20 protein-coding genes are annotated in these 20,201 nt (G+C 60.1%); 5 read left to right on the top strand and 15 right to left on the bottom strand.

The genetic code is table 11. The annotated features are described in order from the left end of the window. Position 1: 1 nt before the first annotated feature. From NKH67_RS22290 to NKH67_RS22280, 3 genes are read left to right on the top strand one after another with little or no spacing between them, the layout of a single operon-like run. Positions 2-862: an ABC transporter permease gene (locus tag NKH67_RS22290; protein ID WP_502893793.1), complete on the top strand. Its 861-nt coding sequence runs from the start codon at positions 2-4 to the stop codon at positions 860-862. A gap of 1 nt (position 863) precedes the next feature. Then, the gene (locus NKH67_RS22285; protein ID WP_352471915.1) at positions 864-1,664 is read left to right on the top strand and encodes an ABC transporter permease; all 801 of its coding nucleotides are present in this window, start codon (positions 864-866) and stop codon (positions 1,662-1,664) included. Beyond that, positions 1,661-2,737 carry an ABC transporter ATP-binding protein gene (locus tag NKH67_RS22280; protein ID WP_352471916.1) on the top strand — a complete coding sequence of 359 codons (1,077 nt, stop codon included), beginning with the start codon at positions 1,661-1,663 and terminating at the stop codon, positions 2,735-2,737. The genes NKH67_RS22285 and NKH67_RS22280 overlap by 4 nt, the downstream gene beginning before the upstream one ends. A 506-nt stretch (positions 2,738-3,243) precedes the next feature. Here NKH67_RS22280 and NKH67_RS22275 read toward each other — a convergent pair. From NKH67_RS22275 to NKH67_RS22260, 4 genes are all read right to left on the bottom strand, one after another. Beyond that, positions 3,244-4,281 carry a phosphatidylglycerol lysyltransferase domain-containing protein gene (locus NKH67_RS22275; RefSeq protein ID WP_352471917.1) on the bottom strand — a complete coding sequence of 346 codons (1,038 nt, stop codon included), beginning with the start codon at positions 4,279-4,281 and terminating at the stop codon, positions 3,244-3,246. A 267-nt stretch (positions 4,282-4,548) separates the two neighbouring features. Continuing rightward, positions 4,549-5,271, bottom strand: coding sequence for a glycosyltransferase (locus NKH67_RS22270; protein ID WP_352448862.1), 723 nt, complete (start codon positions 5,269-5,271; stop codon positions 4,549-4,551). A gap of 108 nt (positions 5,272-5,379) precedes the next feature. Then, positions 5,380-6,153: a glycosyltransferase family 2 protein gene (locus tag NKH67_RS22265; RefSeq protein ID WP_352502417.1), complete on the bottom strand. Its 774-nt coding sequence runs from the start codon at positions 6,151-6,153 to the stop codon at positions 5,380-5,382. A gap of 113 nt (positions 6,154-6,266) precedes the next feature. Beyond that, the gene (locus NKH67_RS22260; RefSeq protein ID WP_353031833.1) at positions 6,267-7,430 is read right to left on the bottom strand and encodes a glycosyltransferase family 4 protein; all 1,164 of its coding nucleotides are present in this window, start codon (positions 7,428-7,430) and stop codon (positions 6,267-6,269) included. Between the two features lie 221 nt (positions 7,431-7,651). On the opposite strand from NKH67_RS22260, the gene NKH67_RS22255 reads away from it, so the two are divergent. Continuing rightward, positions 7,652-8,632: a glycosyltransferase family 2 protein gene (locus NKH67_RS22255; RefSeq protein WP_352471921.1), complete on the top strand. Its 981-nt coding sequence runs from the start codon at positions 7,652-7,654 to the stop codon at positions 8,630-8,632. A gap of 30 nt (positions 8,633-8,662) precedes the next feature. On the opposite strand, the gene NKH67_RS22250 is transcribed toward NKH67_RS22255, so the two are convergent. From NKH67_RS22250 to NKH67_RS22200, 11 genes are all read right to left on the bottom strand, one after another. Next, on the bottom strand, positions 8,663-9,358 hold the full coding sequence (locus tag NKH67_RS22250) for a sulfotransferase family protein (RefSeq protein ID WP_352502415.1): 696 nt from the start codon (positions 9,356-9,358) through the stop codon (positions 8,663-8,665). Between the two features lie 14 nt (positions 9,359-9,372). Continuing rightward, positions 9,373-10,152 (bottom strand): sulfotransferase domain-containing protein, encoded by a 780-nt coding sequence (locus NKH67_RS22245; RefSeq protein WP_352471923.1) that lies wholly within the window; start codon positions 10,150-10,152, stop codon positions 9,373-9,375. A 301-nt stretch (positions 10,153-10,453) separates the two neighbouring features. Further along, positions 10,454-11,632 (bottom strand): glycosyltransferase family 9 protein, encoded by a 1,179-nt coding sequence (locus NKH67_RS22240; protein WP_352502414.1) that lies wholly within the window; start codon positions 11,630-11,632, stop codon positions 10,454-10,456. Continuing rightward, positions 11,622-12,806, bottom strand: a complete 1,185-nt coding sequence (locus NKH67_RS22235; protein WP_352502413.1) for a glycosyltransferase family 9 protein — start codon at positions 12,804-12,806, stop codon at positions 11,622-11,624. Before NKH67_RS22235 ends, NKH67_RS22240 begins: the two co-directional genes overlap by 11 nt. A gap of 9 nt (positions 12,807-12,815) precedes the next feature. Then, positions 12,816-13,997 carry a glycosyltransferase family 9 protein gene (locus NKH67_RS22230; RefSeq protein ID WP_352502412.1) on the bottom strand — a complete coding sequence of 394 codons (1,182 nt, stop codon included), beginning with the start codon at positions 13,995-13,997 and terminating at the stop codon, positions 12,816-12,818. 6 nt (positions 13,998-14,003) lie between these two features. Further along, positions 14,004-15,791, bottom strand: coding sequence for an ABC transporter ATP-binding protein (locus NKH67_RS22225; RefSeq protein WP_352471929.1), 1,788 nt, complete (start codon positions 15,789-15,791; stop codon positions 14,004-14,006). Between the two features lie 237 nt (positions 15,792-16,028). Next, complete coding sequence (locus NKH67_RS22220) at positions 16,029-16,571, bottom strand: class I SAM-dependent methyltransferase (protein WP_352502411.1); 543 nt, start codon at positions 16,569-16,571, stop codon at positions 16,029-16,031. A 397-nt stretch (positions 16,572-16,968) separates the two neighbouring features. Next, a complete protein-coding gene (locus NKH67_RS34215; protein ID WP_502893791.1) occupies positions 16,969-17,223 on the bottom strand; it encodes a DUF6894 family protein in 255 nt (84 codons plus the stop codon). Positions 17,224-17,438: 215 nt separating this feature from the next. Further along, positions 17,439-17,663, bottom strand: a complete 225-nt coding sequence (locus NKH67_RS22210; protein ID WP_352502409.1) for a hypothetical protein — start codon at positions 17,661-17,663, stop codon at positions 17,439-17,441. 261 nt (positions 17,664-17,924) lie between these two features. Then, positions 17,925-18,236, bottom strand: a complete 312-nt coding sequence (locus tag NKH67_RS22205) for a hypothetical protein (protein ID WP_352502408.1) — start codon at positions 18,234-18,236, stop codon at positions 17,925-17,927. Positions 18,237-18,475: 239 nt separating this feature from the next. After that, on the bottom strand, positions 18,476-18,841 hold the full coding sequence (locus NKH67_RS22200; protein ID WP_353031830.1) for a hypothetical protein: 366 nt from the start codon (positions 18,839-18,841) through the stop codon (positions 18,476-18,478). A 19-nt stretch (positions 18,842-18,860) separates the two neighbouring features. Here NKH67_RS22200 and NKH67_RS22195 point away from each other — a divergent pair, with 19 nt between their 5' ends. After that, a complete protein-coding gene (locus NKH67_RS22195) occupies positions 18,861-20,186 on the top strand; it encodes a methyltransferase family protein (RefSeq protein ID WP_353031828.1) in 1,326 nt (441 codons plus the stop codon). Positions 20,187-20,201 lie beyond the last annotated feature (15 nt).

Below are 20,201 nucleotides of genomic sequence, written 5' to 3'. Positions count from 1 at the left end.
CATGTCGGTCGAAACACGCCGGAACTTTGGAACGGTGCGGGTGCCGGCAGGTCTCAATGGCCTGCTGCCGGCCCTGATTCTGATTATGCTGTTCTTCGTCGTCCCCGTGCTGGCGCTGCTTTTGCGCAGTGTCACGGAGCCCGAGCCAGGCTTGCAGAACTATGCTGCCCTGCTCGGTGACGGCACCTATGCGCGGGTGTTCTTCAACACATTCTTGGTCGCGGCGTTGGTCACCATCGTCACGGTCCTTGTCGCCTTTCCGGTCGCCTGGATGCTGGCGATCATGCCTTCGGGACCGGCCTCGATCATCTTCGGCATCATCATTCTGTCGATGTGGACGAACCTGCTCACCCGCACCTATGCCTGGATGGTGCTCCTGCAGCGTACCGGGGTCATCAACCGGACGCTGATGACCATCGGCGTCATCGACCAGCCGCTGCCGCTCATCAACAATCTCACCGGCGTCACCATCGGCATGGTCTATATCATGCTGCCCTTCATGATCCTGCCGCTGGTCGGCACGTTACGGGCGATCGATCCGATGACGCTGCGTGCGGCGTCGCTGTGCGGCGCAAGCCCTTTCCAGGCGTTCCGCCGCATCCTCGTGCCGCTGTCGTTGCCCGGCGTCGCCGCCGGTGGCCTGATGGTCTTCGTCATGTCGCTCGGCTACTTCGTAACGCCGGCACTGCTCGGCGGCACGTCGAACATGATGCTTGCCGAAATGATCGCGCAGATGGTCCAGTCGCTGCTCAACTGGGGGCTCGGCAGCGCCGCTGCCTTCATCCTGCTTGTCGTCACCATGGCTCTCTACGCGCTGCAACTGCGCCTTGCCGGTGCCAGGCGCATGAGCGGAGGCATCTGAGATGCTGCTCGACTATGACCGCATGGGTGGACTGCGGGTTGCCCTGCTCGGCTTCACCGCGCTGGTCGCCGGCTTTCTTCTGTTGCCGGTGGTCTTCATTGTCCTGCTCTCTTTCGGCTCGTCGCGCTGGCTGGCCTTTCCGCCGCCCGGCTGGACGCTCAAATGGTACCAGGAGCTTTTTGCCGATCCGGCCTGGCTCGGCGCCGCACTGACCAGCGCCCGGATCGCCACCATGACGGCGATCCTGGCAGTGGCGATCGGCCTGCTCGCCTCCTTTGCCCTGGTTCGCGGACGGTTTGCCGGACGTGAGATCGTGCGTGGCCTGCTGCTGACGCCGATGGTGCTGCCCGTCGTTGTCTTCGCCATCGCCATCTACGCGTTCTTCCTTCGCCTTGGCCTCGGCGGCACCACCATCGGCTTCGTCATCGCCCACACCGTGCTGGCGCTGCCCTTCGCCATCATTCCGATCGCCACCGCGCTCGAAGGGTTCGACAAGTCGATCGAGGACGCGGCAATCGTCTGCGGGGCAAGCCCGCTCGAGGCCAGGCTCAGGATCACCTTGCCGTCAATCCGGATCGGCATCTTCTCCGCCGCGATCTTTTCCTTCCTCGCGTCGTGGGACGAAGTCGTGGTGGCGATCTTCATGGCCAGCCCGAGCTTGCAAACCTTGCCCGTCAAGATCTGGGGCAGTCTGCGGTCGGACCTCAGTCCGGTGATCGCCGCTGCCTCCAGCCTGCTGGTCGGGCTGACGCTTGCCCTGATGGTGATGACGGCGCTGCTGCAGCGAAAGTTCCGGACATGACCCACCCTTTCCTCTCCATCCGCAATCTGCGCAAGGCGTTCGGGGCGATCGTCGCCGTGCACGACGTCACGCTGGACATTCCCAGGGGCGAGTTCCTGACCTTCCTCGGGCCCTCCGGTTCGGGAAAATCGACGACGCTCTACGCGATCGCCGGCTTTCAGGACCCGACTTCCGGCGATGTCTTGCTGGAAGGAAAGTCGCTGCTTGCGGTGCCCCCGCACAAGCGCAACATCGGCATGGTCTTCCAGCGCTACACGCTGTTTCCGCATCTGACGGTGGCCGAAAACGTCGCTTTTCCGCTGCGGGTTCGCCGCCGGCCGGACGCCGAGGTGAAGAAAAAGGTCGCCGACATGCTGGCCCTGGTGCGGCTCGAAAGCTTTGCCGGACGCTTACCCGGTGCGCTGTCGGGCGGCCAGCAACAGCGCGTCGCGCTGGCCCGGGCGCTGGCCTACGATCCTCCGATCCTTTTGATGGACGAGCCATTGTCGGCGCTCGACAAGAAGCTGCGCGAGGAAATCCAGGGCGAAATCCGCCGCATCCATCGCCAGACCGGCGTCACCATTCTCTACGTTACCCACGATCAGGAAGAGGCGCTGCATCTGTCGGACCGAATCGCCCTGTTCAAGGATGGCCGCATCGAGCAGACCGGCACCGGCGAGGATCTCTATCTCAGGCCGGCGACCGATTTCGTCGCCGGCTTCATCGGCAATTCGAATTTCCTCGCCGCCGAACATCTCGGCACCACCAACGGCACGACAACGATCCGCATGACAGACGGTTCGGTCATATCCGGAGTCAGGGCCAACGGCACGTTCGGCAAAGGCCAGAAGACCAGGCTGATGATCCGGCCCGAAGCCTTTAGCATGGAGCGGAGCCCGGCGAGCGCGGAACTGAATGTCGAGATCGTCGACATCGCATTTTACGGCGAGCGCCGGCGGATCGTCGCGCGCATCGCCGCTGGACAGGAGGTTGACATCAGGCCGACCTCCGCCGCCATGCAATCGCAGGATGTGTGGCCCTGCAGCCGGCAGGTCTTTTTCGATCCCGCTGCTGCATTCCTGTTTCCGGCCTGACTAAGCCGCGGTGGATCGCCGCCCTTCAACGGTTCGCAGCTGATTGGATGGCGGGCGCAACTCCTGTACCCATTGACAGTCGTCATGCTCGGTTGGAAGATGAAGAAGGTCCGCGGCGATAGCCATACGGGAAGGCAATGGTCCAACCGCCAGATACCGGACACCATCCTGGCAGCGTCGTCGCGGTCATCGTCATTTGTTTGATCATCGTTGCTTTGTTCTTCATAGGCTTCAGATACTCAAGGCCAGGCCAGGGTACCCTCGTTATTCCCGGCGGTACGCTGCAGCAACCGTGAATCCGACCCCTTGGCGCTGACGCGAAGCCGTTCTCAGGCTGCCAAACGTGCCCCGGCGGGACTGGGGGACGCCGCAGAATGGGCCGACGGTTCGCAGCCGGTCTTTTGCCTCTCGCCGCGGCATTCCTTTCCCGCCTAAACTAAACAACCAAGCCTGACCGGTGTGAGGTCGACCATACCAGGAGACGACGAGCGCTCAGCCACCAGGCACTAGACGGCCCTGATCAGCCGGAGCAGAGAAAGCGCTTCGAAAAAGGTCCCCTTGCGAAAGGCAAGATAGGTCGGCTCTTCGACACCATGGAACCGGCGCTTGAAGGCCGCCTGCCCCTGCAGATTGAAGCGGGTGCGATTGACCCAGGGGGAGTCATAGGCACGCTGGAAGGCGTGCCGCCAGAAATCGCTTTCGGCAAACCCGCTAGGTCCGATTTCGACAAGCGGCGACAGGCCTAGGGTGACGACGGAAACACCTTCATCGCGAAAGCGGTCGACCGCGAATTTGGTCAGGCCGATCTCGGCATGCGCCGAGGCATCGATGTGCTTGCGCTTGAACGAGGTGGTGTAGCCGATGACCTTGCCGTCGCTGAACAGCGGATCGAAATCCAGCAAGGCCACGAGTTCCCCATCCGGACCGTGCAGGACGAAACGGCGCATATCGACGCCAAGGTGATCGGCAAAGGGCCTGTTGAGAAATCTCATCTCCCAGCGCTTGACAATGCGGTCGGCCCGCCAATTCTGGGAGAGCCTGGCAATCTCGTCGAGGAAGACAGTCCCGTTGTCCTCTGCGAAGGAAAAACCCTTCTTCAAGAGCCAGCGTTCGGAATAGCGCACTGTCTCATTGCGCTTTCCGGAAAAGTCGTGTCCGGGCAGGACAAGCCTGGTATCGACGCCGAGGCGGTTGACCTGATAGCCAAGCCCGGCAAGCACGCGCGCCGTCTGGTCGCCGATCTGCACGAACCACGGGCTGCCGGCAACCTCGATGAAACGTCTGATATAGTCGCGCCGATCGGCCGGGGCAGCCACTGGATCACCGAGCGCGAAATGATGTCGCGTTTTGCTGCCGTAAGCGATGTAGCCCTGGGCATCGCCGAAGTAGTGAAGCCCCCTCTGCACGGCGGTCGAATAGGCAAGGGAAAAATCACCATGGCGACGGACCAGCGCCAGGCGCTCGACATGGTTCAGCTGCAGCCGCGGTATTTTAGGCCCGCGGTTCTCCAGGAAACGATCGAGGCGTCTTCGCAGTGACGGCATGGTCGACTTTCGCGTGCCGGCTAGGCCGATGAAAGAGCTGACGGACTCCAAACCGATCATATTGGCGCGAGCTGAACCTTATCTCAGCGCGGCATGGTTACCCGGCCGGAGCCGCCAGATTCGTAGGTGCAATCTGCCCGGTCCCGCCCCCCGGCGGCAACACGTTGTCGACGCCCCGCGTCTAACGGCTGGTTGCTGCGCCCTTGGCGACATGAAAATCAATGCCACTTTCGGAAGCGCCCAGGTCACCTGCCAAACACGATGTTCTTATCGAACGGCGCTCTGAGAAGATTCCGCTTGATCGGAAGCCAGGAACTCGTCGCGTTCTGCTATCCACAAATCGGCGTAGTCGACATTCTGCCATTCGGCAAACCACGGGCCGCCGCTGGTATAGTGGACCGCCTTAGGTGTGCCGACCGCAGGCTTTTCATTCCAACCTTCGAGCCAATTCCACTCTACCGGCAATGAGCCCAAATCTTTGTCGGCAACCCACTGCATTCGGTGAAGATAGGCGCCACTTTCCTGATTCACGACCTCTGGCGTGAGCGATCTGACCGAAGGATGCGCGCAATTGAACAGCATCAGCGACGACCAGTTTTTCCGAGGATAGGACGTCTGGACCACACCATCCATCTTGGTTGTGGCCTTCGGCGTATAGTCATGCTGGACGCAATAGACCGCCTTGTCCGAGTCCGTATATTTCAGCAGGCCTGCGACGTCACCAAGCCACAGGAAATCGCAATCGCAAAACAGGGCCCAACCCGTGTAGTCGGCGAGAAAGGGCGTGAGGAAGCGCGTGTAGGTGAACTCCGTTGAGGCGAGCGGATCTTTTTCCCGCCAATATAGCCCGCGGGCACGCATCTCGTCCTGTTTGATCGGAATGACGGAGACAGGCGCCGACGCATGTTTGAGCAGCGAGTGTCGCGCGACGTCGTACGCGATCGGCTCACGGCTGTCCCATCCGATAAATACCCTAAACGCATCAGTCATATTCACTACCCTGGCTTTCGATTTTTACGGTCGTACACTAACTAGTTGGCGATGGCTCGGCAACAATTGCGGTCAACCAAGCCGGTTTCTCACAGATTTGTCCTGGCCTCAGCCTTGCGTTTTTGGGTGGACCTGGCCTCGCATTCCCAATGCGACACGAGCCCATTTCTGATAGGTGTAGCTGGCCGAATACGCGGCCACCATCGCACCAATGGAACCGTCCAGAAATCCCAGCCGGAAAATATAGCTGCGCACATAGGCCCAGACCGAGCGCAAGACCGCCTTGCCTATCGAGCTTTTTTTGCCCTCGGCAAGCAGTTGCGCGGCGGACGCTTCTGCGTACCGGCCGATCTTGTCGTGGGCATCTGCCAAGTCGGTAATGGAATCGTGCTCGATCGGCTGGGACAATCGGCTGACCTTCCCGTTCACCAATACCTTCTCGTGCACGGTGTCGTCGCTGAACCGCCCGGAGCGGCGACGGAAGAGCCTGAGCACCAGATCGGGCGACCAGCCGCTATGGCGGACAATGTGCCCGCAAAAGCGCGATCTTCTCGGTATTTCGAAGCCGTCATTGGCTTTTGGGTCGGCGATTGCGGCCCTTATTTCCGCGCCGAGCGGCGCCTCCACCCACTCATCGGCATCCAGCGAGAGGATCCAATCCCCCGTTGCCGCGGCCAGCGCACGGTTTTTTTGCGCGCCAAAACCGGGCCAATCGACGGTCATCAGAACCTTTGCCCCCAGAGCACCGGCAATCTCCCTGGTCCTGTCGCTGCTGTTGTTGTCGAGAACGACGATCTCATCGGCAAAATGGACCGACTGAAGGCATTGCGCGATGGACGCCTCCTCGTTGCGGGTGATGATAATGACCGAGAGCGCCGGCACGGTCAGAATGCTCCGGCATCAAGGCTGCCACCGTCATTCGAATGCATCTGCAGCATCGGTTCCCGGCCCGTTAGCAAACTGAGGGTACTAACCTAATTCAACAAAGTCGAAAATCATTTCAGATCAAGGCTTTCATAAAGCGCCATCATTCGCTTGATCATGACATTGAAATCATAGTGTTCGGCCGCCGCTCTCACCCGGGCTGCGGTGTCAGGTCGTGACGACAACTGCAGCGCGTGCGCGAGCGCTGCAGCGAGGTCGCTTTCGCTGGCCGCATCGCAAACGAGCGTCGGCTCGAACCGCTCGACAAGCTCGCGCGCTCCACAGCCGGTGCTTACCACGGCGGGCAAGCCGCTGGCCATCGCTTCAATGACCACTGTGCCGAAAGGATCATAGATGGAAGGCAGCACGGCAATATCGGCCGCGCCGTACCACGGCAGCATGTCTTTCTGCGGCCCCAGCATCTTGAGCCGTGTGCCGAGACCGAGCCTGTCACCGGCCTGCCTGAAGGCGTTGGCGCGCGAATCATGGCCGATGACCCACAATTCAGGCTCGCCATCGAGCCTGGCGGCCGCCTTCATCAGTGCAAGCAGTCCTTTTCGCGCAAAGCCCGAGCCGACAAACAGGACGACCGGCCTGTTTTCGTCGACGTCGAGCCGCGCGCGGATTGTCGCCCGATGCTGCTGGCGCAGCTGCAGGTTGAAGCGGTCGAGATCCACCCCGTTGGGAATATGGTGCACATTTTCCGCCGGATAATCGTAGTGACGGACAATGTCCTCGGCGACCATCTTCGAAATCGCTATGACAGCTTTGAGCCGTGGGCTGGCATAGGTTGCGCGCTCGAGGCGCAGCGTCTGGCGGTGAAAGGGGCTCAGCGCCATTGCCGCCCTGCCAAGCCGCGTCTCGAAACGCCGCCGCTCGGCAAGATAGGCGGCATGAACGCCCTCCCCGGCCCGGAAGACATCGCAGCACGGGAGGCGATCGTTGCTCTGCACCAGCGCCGGCGGCATCTCGGCGATCTTGCGGCAGGCAGCTTGAGCAAAGGACGTCGCCCGCAGCGAACGCGGAAACCGGCGGCCGGCACAATGGATGAACTCGATGCCTTCATAACGCGGCCAGTCGCCGGACAGCACGGCCACCCGCCGCTGACGCGCGGCGAATGCGGCCATGATGTTTTCCAACATGATCTCGCCGCCACCGAAGGGCGCATAACGCTGGCGCACGAACAGGATCGGCCTGTCGAATTGAATTTCGCTGCCACGAATGCCGGCGTACATAGGGTCTGGGCTCCGGCCTTGTTGCCATCTGACGATGTCTATAGAGGCCAGCTCGCATCGGCAACACTTGGAAAGCTCCCCCGCCGGAACTCAGAACAGGCCTGTGTCGATTGTCCGCAACTGCTTGCGATTTGCCTAACGGTGCTGCATGTAGAAATTAACTGCAAACAGCGGATCAGCGCCAGCTCCAGCCGGTGACCGCCATGAGGGGAATCGATGGCTTGAGCAAAGCAACCTGGCCCGCTATTGTCCGCCGGACGATTACCGACACCGCCATATATCGGCTGAGACACACCTTCGGAAGACGGGCAGAAGTGTCATCGCTGCGGCCGATAACGCCCCTTAAAGCGAATGACCTGCCTTTGATCCTCGTCATCCGCAACGAGGCGGACAGGCTACCCCCGTTCCTGAAGCACTATCGCGAACTCGGCGTCACCAGATTCGCCGTCCTCGATGATCGCTCGACCGACGGCACAGCTGAGCTTCTGGCCGAGCAGCCAGATGTCGATCTATTCAGCTCGCCGATCACCTATTCGCAGTCGGACCTGGGAAACCTTTGGCGACAGCGGATTGTGCAGATCTATGGTCAGCCTCGCTGGTATCTGACCGTGGATGCGGACGAATATCTTGTCTATGACGGCATGGATCAGCATCCGCTCGGTGCGATGGCCGACTGGCTGAAGCGGCGCGGAATGACACGCCTGCTGGCGCCGATGATCGACATGTATCCGAGCGGAAGCATCTGGGACGTACCCTTCGATCCCATCGTGCCGCCATGGCAAGTTGCAGACCATTTCGACGGCAGCGGCTATGAGGTGACGAGGAGCCCCCGGCATCTCAAGATCACAGGCGGCCCGAGAACCCGGCTTTTCGCCAGGCAGCACAAGTTGACCAAGTTTCCTCTGATATATGTTGATCGCCAGACGATTTTTACGTCGATTCACTCACCGCTGCCCTACTGGCGAAACTATATAAAGGGATTGGCTGGCCTGCTTCATTTCAAGTTCTTCGCCGATTTCAACGACAAGGCGCAGGTCGCGGTGGCGGAAGGTCAGTATTGGAACGGCGCTTCCAAATATCGCCAGTATCATGAGGTATCGAGCGGTAAAGCCGCTCTCAGCGCGATGAGCGAACAGTCAATGCTGTACGAAGGCGCTCACAGCCTGTTCAAAACGGGTTTGATCGACAAAATTGATTGGTAGACGGCATTTCAAGCAGATGCCGAGCCGAGATCATGCATAACCGAATGCTTTCATAAGCTGGGCACCTCGTCCCTGTACCAGGTCCTGTAGCTCGGCGTTTCCAAGTTCGGAGCGCCATCTTCCGCTCCCGTCATAGATCGGCTGATTGACCTGTTGGTTCCGGAGCACCGCATGTGGCGTCTCGCCACTGGCGTCGGTCGGCTTGAACCACTGCTGCGGGTTCTTGTGATAGTCGAGGAGATCCGGGCTGAAGGTTACATCGAGAAAGCCGCATATCTGCTCGACGACTTTGGCCGGATTCTCGACCAGGTCCTCATAGCGATAGATCAGCACATCCGGCTTTCCCCGTTCCGCAAGAACCAGCGCATTGTCGTTGATCCAGCGGTCGAGAGCCTCCGTTGGGTCGCCAAGTCGTTTGATCAGGGACGCTACGACGTCGCGCCCATCTCGCACCGGCATGACGAAACGCGCACCGGGGACGAGCCGGCGAATGCGGGCGACACGGCGGATATGCCGCGGTGTCTTTTCAAGCAGCACGTTCTTTCCAGCATCGAGCGCCGCCCGCTTCAGTTTCCAGAAGCGGAACATGGCCAGTGGCGTCCACTTGAAGAAAATGTTGGTTTCCTGGAGCGGCAGGTAGACGTCGGGATGCGACGCAAGGATCGTCGCAATCAACGTCGTCCCGCTATGGCCGCAGCCGCAAATGAAACCGGTCCGCATCACCATGTCGGCAATGCTCCCTAACCCAAGGCGACCCGGGCGCGGTTATCGACGCGAGCGTAGCACAAGCCGTTCGTGCTAAAAACCTTGTCCAGCTTCTCCCAATATTCGAACTTAGCCAACTGCTCGTCACAATAGGCCACATCGTCCTCGGAAAGATATTCGCCGTAACCGCCTATCTTGCCCTTGCGCACCTTGAAGCTTTCGGGATCGTTCGCATCGCGCGGCTGTAATATCTTGCCGTATCGATCGGACAGATCACCGGTCGATTCACTCACTTTCATCTTGTCGAACGTTCGGTTGTTCGCCACCTCGACAAGCGTCCGATCGTCAGCCTGCTGGTTCAGGAATCCAAGGATCGCGCGAAGGACACCAGCGGTATCCCGATGCATATCTTCATATTGAAGATACCGGATTTCGCGCATCCGGGGCATGGCCGCGAACCAATGCAGATTGAATCTGATGATCTTTTCAATCCCATGATTGTCGCTTCTGATAAAATCACTGAACGATCCCGCTGGAAGCATGTGGCGCTTCTGAACCTGAAAGTACCCTGAGACCACCGTATCTCTTGGATCGCGAACAAGCATTATTGTTCTTCTCTTCTTGTATCGAGATTTATTCTCCTTGAGGCTCGATTTCGGTCGAAGTAACTTGTGGTCGGTTCCGTCGTGAATGTATTGAACTTCAACTCCGAGATCGTCCAGCATGACACGTAGCCACGTGCGCCCCGATTTTGGAAAGGATACGATAAGAGGAAGAGGCGGCGCTTTGGCCTGGAAAAATTTTAGAAAGGACATGGGAGAGACCTCCTTTAGATTATCAGAGCTGGCGCCCGAACCGCTGCCGGCCAGACCAACCCCATTACTGGGCGCCTAAGCCTACGGCTAATTCGAACACAAGGCAGAAATGCCAGCAAGAATTGCGATCCTCTGCGGGGCGAATTGGCCTTTACTATATCCCGGTTCGGAATGCCTTATGTTTTTTGGCCTGTTGCGACGACTGTTCGACGCGGGCGCTCCATTCCACGATCCGTCGGCCGAACCCTTAATGCGGATCGCGTCGAAGCGTCTTCAGTGACGCCCTTTCGGACGACATGCATTAGCCACTCACTTTTGTGAGCCATGGCGCCAGGATGGCCTCGGCCTCGCCCATCACCACGGACCAGGGGCGTTCCCGTTTCGAGACCAGCACGGCCGATGGATAGTAGGGCGTGCGGTCGCCCTCGACCGGCCAGGAGCGCTTGAAGCCGTCGCCCAGAATGAAAATCGAGGGGATGCCGAGCGCGCCCGCCAGATGCGCTCCGGTATTGCTGATGGTCACCACGGCGTCCATCGCGGCAACCTGCGCGGCGAAAAGGTCCATGTCGACGAGCTGATCGACCGATCTGTCATGAAGAATGCGCTCCGGCTCACCGTCGGTCAGGAACTTCAGATCGGTCTCGATCTGGCCGTACTGCAGCGAGACGAACCGGAGGTCCGATCGGCCTATCAGGTTTCGCCAGGCGGCAAGCGGCGGCAGGTCTTTGCCAGGATTCGAGCTGCCCCATGCGATACCGACCAACGGCCGTCGTTCATGCCGGTAGCGGGCGCGAAGTTCAGCGACCCGGGCCGGATCCGGCTTAAGGGGCACGAAATGCTCGCGGATCGTCGCCTCGTCGGTCTCGAAAACGGCAGTCAGATGCTGGACGCCGGCGAAGGCCTGCGCCTCGCCATAGGCAGCCTTGCCGTCAGCGCCGACCGGCCGCACATCGGCGGTCGGAAAAGTGCGCTGAAAGAGCGGTACCAGGCGGCGCTCGACCAGGACGATCGAACGGGCGGCGCGCCCCAACGCACAGCCGACGGAACTCGCATGATGGATCGCGGTGGCCAGACCCTGCTTTTCGGTTTCCATCAGATCGACAAGCAGTGTCTGGCCCGAAATATCCTGGCCCAGCCACTCGCCATCGACGCGGCCGTTGACGATGTGGCGTCGGGCGATCCTGAGTTCGGCGGCTGCGCCATAGGCGCCCATCCGCATCAGCGCCTTGCTGAGCTCGTCGATCAGGTGGACCTCGCCCCTCGACTTCGCAATGGATCCAAGAGCCAGGGCTTTCGGCAGTGCCGCCGGCCAATCGCGGGACTCGACGCTTCGCCGATAATCCGCCATCTGATCGGCAATGTCGCCGTCGCGCCAGCGAAGGAAGAGCTGCCGCCGGTGACGTCGGAACCAGACCTTGTATCGGTAGCCTGCAAGCGCGACAGCGCGGCGCAACCGGCCGAGAAGTTGGCTACCCTCCATCGCCAGCTCCGCCGAAGATTTGCATGACCCGTCCGCCTGCTTCCTGGACTGCCGACGCCCAGGCTCGGCCGCCTTTTCGGACCAGTCGAACGCTCGGATATGCGGCGACGGTCTCACCGAAAGCAGGCCAGGACAGCCGAAATCCATCGTCGAGCATGACAATCGTCGGCACGCCGAGCGCTCCGGCGAGGTTGGCGCCGGTATTGCTGATCGTGACCACCGCGTCGAGCGCCGCAATTTGGGCGGCAAAGCGGTCCATGTCCGTCAACTGGTCGACTGAAGCGTCATGGATGATGCGACCGGGCGCGTGGCGCTCGAACTCGGAGAGGGCCGGCCCGACATCGCCATATTGCAAGCTGACGAGGCGCCCCGGCAGGCTGCTGAACAGCGTCCGCCAATCGTCCAGGGCCGGCAGATCCTTGCTCTTGTTGAGGCTTCCCCAGGCAAATCCGATCAGGGGACCTGGGCCGCCATCGAGATAGGTGCCGCGCAGCTCGGCAACCAGTCGGCGGTCCGGCTCCAGCGGAACGAAGGGCGCGCGTGCCGCCGGGTCGTCCGGCCAGAAATGCTTTGCGAGTGTCTCGAAACCGGCAACGACATCGGCGTCCACTGCCGCCATGTCCTCTTCCCCTTCAATCCTGACATCAAGCGCAGGATATGTTCTGCGATAAAGCGGTGCCAGTCGCGGCTCGACGAAGACGATGCATCGACCGGCAGCCGCGACAACTGGACCAAGCAGCGACGCGAACTGGAAAAAGATCGCCAGGTCGCCTTCGCGACGATCGACGAGAAGCGTGCGACCCGCAAGATCACTGCCATCCCAATCGGGTCTGCCGCGCTGCTTGCTCGCCGCCATCAACTGCCAGATGCGATTTCCTCCGTCGAGACGCCTCAGTCCGCGCCCCGCTTTCTTGATCAGGCCGAGATCGCCAAGCTGCTCACCAAGCGCGCCAAGCGCCAGTGCATGGTCGCGAGCAGTTTGCCAGTCACGACGCTGCACGCTTTCCTCCATCAGCCTCATATGCCTTTCGGCGCTTTCGTCGGCGTGGCGCGAGGGACGTCTAAGAAGTTCCTTTGCCCGCTCGAGAACCTTCTGCAGCCGCTTGCCGACGGCGCCTTGCGGGCGCAGATCGGCGGTTTTTGCCTTCTGAAGGATGGTTCGTCTGTTCTGCACGGCGATGTTCTATCGTCCTCGGGGAGCGTCGGAAAGCGTCGTCAGGATCGACGAGAGCCGCCGGCCGGCCTCGTCGAGCACCAGCGACCAAGGGCGTCCCTCCTTGCGAATGACAATGCCCTTCGGATACCAGGGTGTCCGGTCGCCGGTCACCGGCCATGCGGTCTGAAAATTATCGTCGATGAGGAAAACACTCGGCACGCCAATGGCTCCGGCAAGATGGGCAGCTGTATTGCTGATCGTCACGACAGCATCGAGTGCGGCGACCTGTGCGGCGAAACGGTCCATGTCGACCATCTGGTCGACGCTGTCGTCAAAGATCAGACGCGCGTCGTTGCCGTTGCGAAGGCGCCGCAACGCCGGCTTGACCTGCCCGTACTGGAGCGAAACGAATGTCGCTGGCGTCTGGGCGATGAACCGTGCCCATTCAGGAAAATCAGGCACGTCCTTGGTATGGGACTTGCTGCCCCAGGAGAGACCGACCAGCGGCAGATCCGTCATCGCCCGATAGCGCTTGCGGAATGTCTCGACGAGTTCAGGATCTGCCCGCAGCGGCACGAAGTCGGCAGCAAGTTTTTCGGCATCGCGTCCGAACACCCAGGCGAGATCTTCGAAAGTCGCGTGTTTGTCGCCGACCACATCCCGCTGCGCCGGGACCACGGTCGCCTTCGGGAACGTTCGCTGCAGAATTGATACCAGGCGCGGCTCGACCCGGATTGTTGCGCTTTGCGCATAGGCAGCGGCAGCGCCGGCCAGTCGCGCGTGGCGGATAACCCGGCCAAGGCTGCGCGGGTCATCCTCCACAAGATCGATCAGCAGTGTATCCGATCCGAGATTCTCGCCGGTCCACTCGTTGGCGCCTTTCCCTTTCCGCAGCCGGCGAGCGGAAAGCCGAAGCTCAGCTGCCCGCGCAAAGTTGCCAAGGCGTTCGAACGCCTGGCCCGCCTTCTGCATCAGCTCGGGGTCGCGATTATGATCGGCCGTGACAGCCATCTCATTGGTACCGGCTTCAAGGCCTTTCCAGTCCCTGCGCACAATCAGGGCCGCAACCTTGGCCTGCAGCTCAAGAATGGAGCGAGGCTGCTTGCGACCGGAAAACAACCCGCGCACCGCCTTTTTGTACCGGCGCACCTGAAGGCCCAGTCCACCAATCACATACCGGACATAGGAACCGTGATAAAAGCTGGTCATCGGCCTTCAGCGCAATACGCTCTGCCGCAGCTTTTTGCCGCTTTCGACCATCGGATCGGCCGTCTCCAGGTGGAATATCGAACGATATATCTCGCTGTGCTTGGAAAGCTGGTCATGCGTTCCAGCATCGACAAGCTGTCCGGCGTCAAACACGAGAATACGATCGGCCGCCTTGATTGTAGACAGCCTGTGCGCAATGCAGATCACTGTGCGCTGAAATGTGTTGTCGAAGGCTGCCTCCATGACTGCCCGTTCGTTTTCACCGTCAAGCGCCGATGTCGCTTCATCATAGACGATTACCGCAGCATTCTTGAGCAGGGCGCGTGCGATGGCAACGCGTTGTTTCTGCCCGCCGGACAGGTTGGTGCCGCTTGGCCCGACAAGCGTGTCGAGCCCGTTTTCGAGCGCCGAAGCAAAGCTGGTGACCCGGGCGAGGTTCGCAGCGGACTCGATTTCCTGATCCGTGGCATTCGGGCGGCCGTCGCGAATGTTGTCGCGGATCGAGCCTTCAAACAGGAAGACGTCCTGTGACACAAGTGCGATGTTATCGCGGACGTCGGCCAGGCTGATCTTCGAAATGTCCTTTCCGTCGATCAGGATCCTGCCCTTGTCCGGCTCCATCAGACGCAGGATCAGATTGACGATGGTGGTCTTGCCGGCGCCGGAGCGGCCGACGATCGCCAGCTTCTCACGAGGTCGCACATCGAAGGAAACACCCTCGAGCGCGGGGCTGTTGCCGTCATAGGAAAAGGCCACATCTTCAAAGCGGATACCACCATCGACGTCGGTCAGACGCTCGCCCGCGATCGCGAGTCGCCGCTGCTCGGGCGTGTCGATCAAATCATACATCTGCTCGACGGCGACCATTTGCTTCTGGATGTCGACATTGACCCGGGCCAACCGCTTGGCAGGCTCATAGGCAAGCAGGAACGCGGTAATGAAGGCCATGAATTCGCCGGGCGTCTTGCCGTTGCCGAGGGTCTGCCAGCTGGCGTACATAACGAAAAGCCCGATGATCACGCCGCCGCCGGTCTCCATCAATGGGCTCATCAATGCTGACGTCCGGTTGATCTGGATGCCACGTCTTTCCATCTTGCGGACGGCCTTTGCAAAGCTGGCGACGGCCTTGTCCTCGAGCTGGAAGGACTTGATGGTGCGGATGCCTTCGACGGCTTCCGTGCCGATCGACTGGACCTGCGCGGCCAATTCCGTCTCGCCCCTCGCCAGCGCCTTGAGCTTCCTGGTTATCGCGCCGACTGACAGGAACAGCATCGGCAGAACCGCCACGGATATCAGCGACATCACCGGGTCCTGCTTGACCATGACGCTGGCCAAGGCAATCAGGGTCAGCAGATCAGAGACGGCGCTGCTCGTGAGGGTGAGAATAACGGTCGCCCCGGCGCGCGCGTTGAACATGATTTTGGAGATGAATTTTGCCGGATGCTGGTTCGCGAAACGGCTGATGTCGAAACGCACCATTCGAGAAAATTGCCGGTTTTGCAGGTCCGAAACGATAGCCCGGCGAATCTTTCCCGTTGTGACGGTCTGGCAGTAGGCAGCTATGCCCTTGACCAGGAAAATGCCGATGATGACGACGCTGATACCCGATACAGCGGCAGCATCTCGCTCGACATAGATGGTGTTGATCATGACTTTCATGATCCAGGCCGTCGCGCCGACCGCGGCAGCAGCAGCGATCGAGCACAGCAAACCTGTCACATACAGCATCTTGTGCGGCGGCAGATTTTCGCCAATCAGACGCTTGATCAGCGGATATGCCGGGACCGTTGACACTCGTTTCTTTGCAATCATCTTGTCGCCGCCCGTTGCGATCCCGTCCGGTCTTCGTGTTGTCTTGAAGCACGAGACGGTTTCGATCACCTGTCTGTGGCTTCGTTCCCGACCGCAGTCAATGCCGAACCGGATCCTTGCACGTCATCGGCTTATGACTGTCGGTTCCTCGCGTCCGAGCATAGCGGATCCCAGCCACGCGGCTCTTGCGCCATTCGCCGTCGGCCGCGCTATGCCCGGTCAGTGTTTCGCGAGGACCATGAGATGGCTTCCAAGAGGCGATGTGTGATTGCTTTTGATTGAAAAGCCCACATCCGAAAGCACGGCGATCATCTCCTTATCCTTGCCAGGAGGGACGCGGGCAACGATCGTTTGAGCACGCCCGGCGATATCGCACAGCACGCGTCGCGCCTTGTCCGCGCCGAGGCTCCACTGCATGTGATGGTAGACCGCCAGCAGCATGACGATGTCGTACTGCGGTTTGAGAACATTTTGCAGCTTCCGGCTGCCAAGATCGAGACAATCGAACTGGCTTTGGACCGGACAACCCAGGAAGATCATCCTGGCCGTCTCGATATGCGGCTTGAGAATGTCGATCCCATGGATCGAACTCGGTCCTAGCTTGGATATCTCATAGGCGACAATACCCATGTTGCAGCCAACATCGAGAATGGATTTCCCGGCGTAGTCGACCTCTGCTGAGAATAGGCCGTCCAGTCGGTCGTCCCACGTTCCCTTGAATCTCTTTTGCTTATTTGACCACCACAAATCATTGTTCTCCAAAAACGGCGCCGGACTGGTTTCCTTGACGGAGGGGACTGTGCGCCCGGCCCAACTCGGTCTAGTAGCTGGCGCGCAAACGACACTGTCCTGAGCGTCCTGTAAACGCAACCGCGGGAGAAAGGAACTCCTGATCACAGCATCCTGCGAAGACGTTTCGGTAAGTTTCGGTAAGTTGACGAACACCCGGCCCGACAAATCGACATACTGGTTGGAAATGGCAACGTCGCTTGGCGCCCCCGTAGGCAAGGCAAGCCGTATTTGTTCTTGCTTTGTGCCGGCAGCTATGCTAGTAATTTGCCTATGGTGCTGATTTGCACCAACGACCGTCTTGCCGCGACATGCGGTTTTTCAGCCAGGCTCGATCAAAGCTCGCCCGCATCGCGGGGCTTTTGGCCAATCACGGTCGAGCGCCGGCCTTTTCGGCAGCTTCCGAGAATGGAAATCGGAAAAGCAGCTTCCGGTTCTCGTCGCAGATTTCGAAGGAAAGACCTGTCAGGACCGGGCCGCCGCTGAGCAGGCCCTCGGCCAGGATTTCCTTGGCCGAGGCCATTGCGTTATCCTGAGCCGCGGACAAACCGTCCAACTCCTGACCCTCGAAATCTTCCGTCAAGCGGCCCTCATTGTTTCGGAAATGGAAAAAATATCTCGGCATGGCTGCTCCGGTCGGTCGGTTTCTCTAATGCATGTCGCGCAAAACTGTGCAGCGGTTTTGCGGCAACGACATGCACAAAAACAGGCACTTACAGCGCATCGCATGAGGCCGATCGACGCGATGCGCATTAGTCGCGAGCGCCTCAGGAACAGCGTCGGATTTGTGCACGACAGCAACGTGCGATTTTGGCGTTGGGATTCATGGCATTTAGGCCTTCATGCGTCAGGTCGATCGAACAGCACCCCCAGCCCGTGTTCGAACGCACATGCCGCAATCATGTCGTCCAGGACTTTTCCGGAGGCCGGGCAATTCGGCATGACAGCCCTGATCGCGATCTCAGCCGCTGCGGTGGAAACCGCATCGTGGCGCCTCTTCCTGGTCTCCATGTATTGCTCGAGCAGAATTTTCAGGCGCCGCGCGGCAATCTCGTCAACGACCATCGTTCTCCCTCGATTCGGCACAATCCGTCTTCCGGGTCTGTCCTCCGGATGAAGGTCCGCTGCCATTGGGTAGCAGCGGACCACTCGGCTGGGTGAGCCAATGACCCGAGGCGGGGGTGTCTCGGACCGACACCACAATAGCTTCGGCAGGCCACTCGTTCCACAGACCGCTGTCGTTGGTAATTTTCGTACACTGAGCATTGCCGCAGACAGTCTGCGACGGTGGGATTTTTGCGTTATGCCCGTAGCCTGATAACCGGATCAGCTTCGGCTTCGATCGACATAGCTGTAGATGCCCGCGCCGATCGCGACCGCTCCTACAGTGATCAGAATCGATGGCACACCCAACAACGTGGCGATGATCCCCCAGACAATGGCGACGGCAATTGCGCCGGCCGTTCCCAGCACCAGTCTAAGCCGTTTCGACATTTTCCGTTTCCCCCAAAGTGCATCTTCCTTTTTCTGGTCGAAATACCGCAATGCGGCAGCATTGTCTGCGCTTTGTTCAACTTTTTTCGCCGCCCTGAGCCCGACTGCTGAGGCGTAAGCGATCCGTATGCGGCCTTGTTGCAAATACCCACTCGACAATCAGGAAGCTTGGGCGCGAGCCCGAGAAGCGAGGCGTCAGAAAGCGAGGTATCTATGCAAAATTTTCGGAATTTACTCCGGTTCTCGATCGTGGCCATGGCGGCCACGACAACCGCAATAGTGATCACCGGCCTTACCCCCGAGACAACCGAAGCGAATTTGATTTGCCATAGGTTGGTCTGCAAGAAGGCGAGCAATGAACACAGTGCTTTCGGCACCAAATATCAGCGCAAATGCACCTGCGAAAATATACACGAGGGCGCGAACAACCATCGCTCCCCACACAACCTCAACAACAGGCCCATCGGCGGCTCAAGCAGCAGCAGTGGTTCGAGCGGCACCAGCAGTTCGAGCGGCAGCAGCGGATCCAGCGGCAGCAGCGGCTCGAGCGGCAGCAGCGGTTCCAGCGGCACCAGCGGTTCGAGCGGTAGCAGCGGTTCGAGTGGCACCAGCAGTTCAAGCGGCGGCAATGACGGAACAAGCAGCGGCGGCTCAAGCGGATCGAGCAGTAGCAGCGGATCCAGCGGCGGCAACGACGGGACAAGCAGCAGCGGATCCAACGGCAGCGGTGGAGTGTAGCAGCTGCTCAAGTGGCACCAGCGGCGGCGGGTGGGCACACTACGTGACCCGTGGCGGCCGCCGACGACGATCAACCCTCATGACAACGGGAGTAGCAGCTTGACGCTCCAACCGAAATCCGCGACCGCGCCCCTAACCGGCCTTGCAGGACTGTTTGGTCTTGCGCTGGCCGTCGGAGTGCTCGTCAACAGAAGCTGGCCTGTGCATTTGCAGGCCATGACTGCCATTGCAGCTACCGCGGCAGCGATGATCGCGGTCGACACGGCCTATTTCCAGACGTTCCGGAGGCGTTCGACGGGATTGCAGGCGAAGCCGATGCGAGCGCTTGAAGTCGAGCGCGTCGTGCGCAAGCTCATCGGCTTCATCGTCACGCTCACGACCATTGCCGCAGTCTACTGGATAGTGCCGGAATACCGGCGTGGGTTTTACGCCCCCTACTGGGCAGCGCTTTACGACACCTTGCCGGCGCTGCTCGTCGCCGCGCCGTTTTATGTTGCCTATGTCGACCGCCGGCAGACCGATCCGGAAGATTCATATGCCGAAATCGGTGCATTCGTCCTCAGCGGCGCCGTGCCGCAAAGGACCGAGCAGATACGCCAGCACGTGCGGGGCTGGATTGTCAAAGGCTTCTTCCTGCCGCTGATGTTCGTCTATCTGTGCTCCACACTGGGTTCGATCCTTGCCGGGCTGGAACAACCGTATCGATTCGACATCATGCGCTGGCACGCTTTTGCAATCGATCTCCTGTTCATGGTGGATGTTCTTGTCGCGGTCGTCGGCTACGTCTTCACGCTGCGCGTCCTCGACAATCATATCCGCACCGTCGAGCCCACCGTATTCGGCTGGCTGGTCTGTCTTGCCTGTTATGAACCCATCAACGCCGCCACCCGTGCCTACCTGAACTACGAAACGGGCGCCAACTGGACGGCGGTGATGCCCTCACCGGCGCTCCAGGTTTTCTGGGGATCGGCGATCCTCTTCTGCATCTTGATTTTTGTCTGGTCCACCGTGAGCTTTGGCCTGAGATTTTCCAATCTCACCAATCGCGGAATCATCACCTGCGGACCGTATCGCTGGATCAAGCATCCGGCCTATGTTTCGAAAAACCTGTCGTGGTGGCTGGTCTCCCTACCTTTCCTCACCGCCGCAGGACCCGCTGAAGCGCTGCGGCACTCCGCCATCCTGCTCGCGCTCAATGCCATCTACGCACTCCGCGCCATCACCGAGGAATGCCATCTGTCACGCGACCCCGATTACGTCGCCTATCGCGATTACATCAGCGAAAACGGCGCCGTTGCTCAGCTCAAACGACTGTTCGCGAAAGCGAGTCGGTCGCCGATCAGGCGCTCAGGCTGAATGCCCTTGCTCGGA

Origin of the sequence: Mesorhizobium sp. M0968, assembly GCF_040319065.1 — a bacterium.
Classification (GTDB): domain Bacteria; phylum Pseudomonadota; class Alphaproteobacteria; order Rhizobiales; family Rhizobiaceae; genus Mesorhizobium.
This window is presented reverse-complemented; position numbering and strand designations above follow the sequence as displayed.

Coding starts and splice junctions, on each gene's coding strand:
- NKH67_RS22290 (WP_502893793.1), top strand. CDS start 2: ATGTCGGTCGAAACACGCCGGAACTTTGGAACGGTGCGGGTGCCGGCA.
- NKH67_RS22285 (WP_352471915.1), top strand. CDS start 864: ATGCTGCTCGACTATGACCGCATGGGTGGACTGCGGGTTGCCCTGCTC.
- NKH67_RS22280 (WP_352471916.1), top strand. CDS start 1,661: ATGACCCACCCTTTCCTCTCCATCCGCAATCTGCGCAAGGCGTTCGGG.
- NKH67_RS22275 (WP_352471917.1), bottom strand. CDS start 4,281: ATGCCGTCACTGCGAAGACGCCTCGATCGTTTCCTGGAGAACCGCGGG.
- NKH67_RS22270 (WP_352448862.1), bottom strand. CDS start 5,271: ATGACTGATGCGTTTAGGGTATTTATCGGATGGGACAGCCGTGAGCCG.
- NKH67_RS22260 (WP_353031833.1), bottom strand. CDS start 7,430: ATGTACGCCGGCATTCGTGGCAGCGAAATTCAATTCGACAGGCCGATC.
- NKH67_RS22250 (WP_352502415.1), bottom strand. CDS start 9,358: ATGGTGATGCGGACCGGTTTCATTTGCGGCTGCGGCCATAGCGGGACG.
- NKH67_RS22245 (WP_352471923.1), bottom strand. CDS start 10,152: ATGTCCTTTCTAAAATTTTTCCAGGCCAAAGCGCCGCCTCTTCCTCTT.
- NKH67_RS22240 (WP_352502414.1), bottom strand. CDS start 11,632: ATGGAGGGTAGCCAACTTCTCGGCCGGTTGCGCCGCGCTGTCGCGCTT.
- NKH67_RS22230 (WP_352502412.1), bottom strand. CDS start 13,997: ATGACCAGCTTTTATCACGGTTCCTATGTCCGGTATGTGATTGGTGGA.
- NKH67_RS34215 (WP_502893791.1), bottom strand. CDS start 17,223: ATGCCGAGATATTTTTTCCATTTCCGAAACAATGAGGGCCGCTTGACG.
- NKH67_RS22210 (WP_352502409.1), bottom strand. CDS start 17,663: ATGGTCGTTGACGAGATTGCCGCGCGGCGCCTGAAAATTCTGCTCGAG.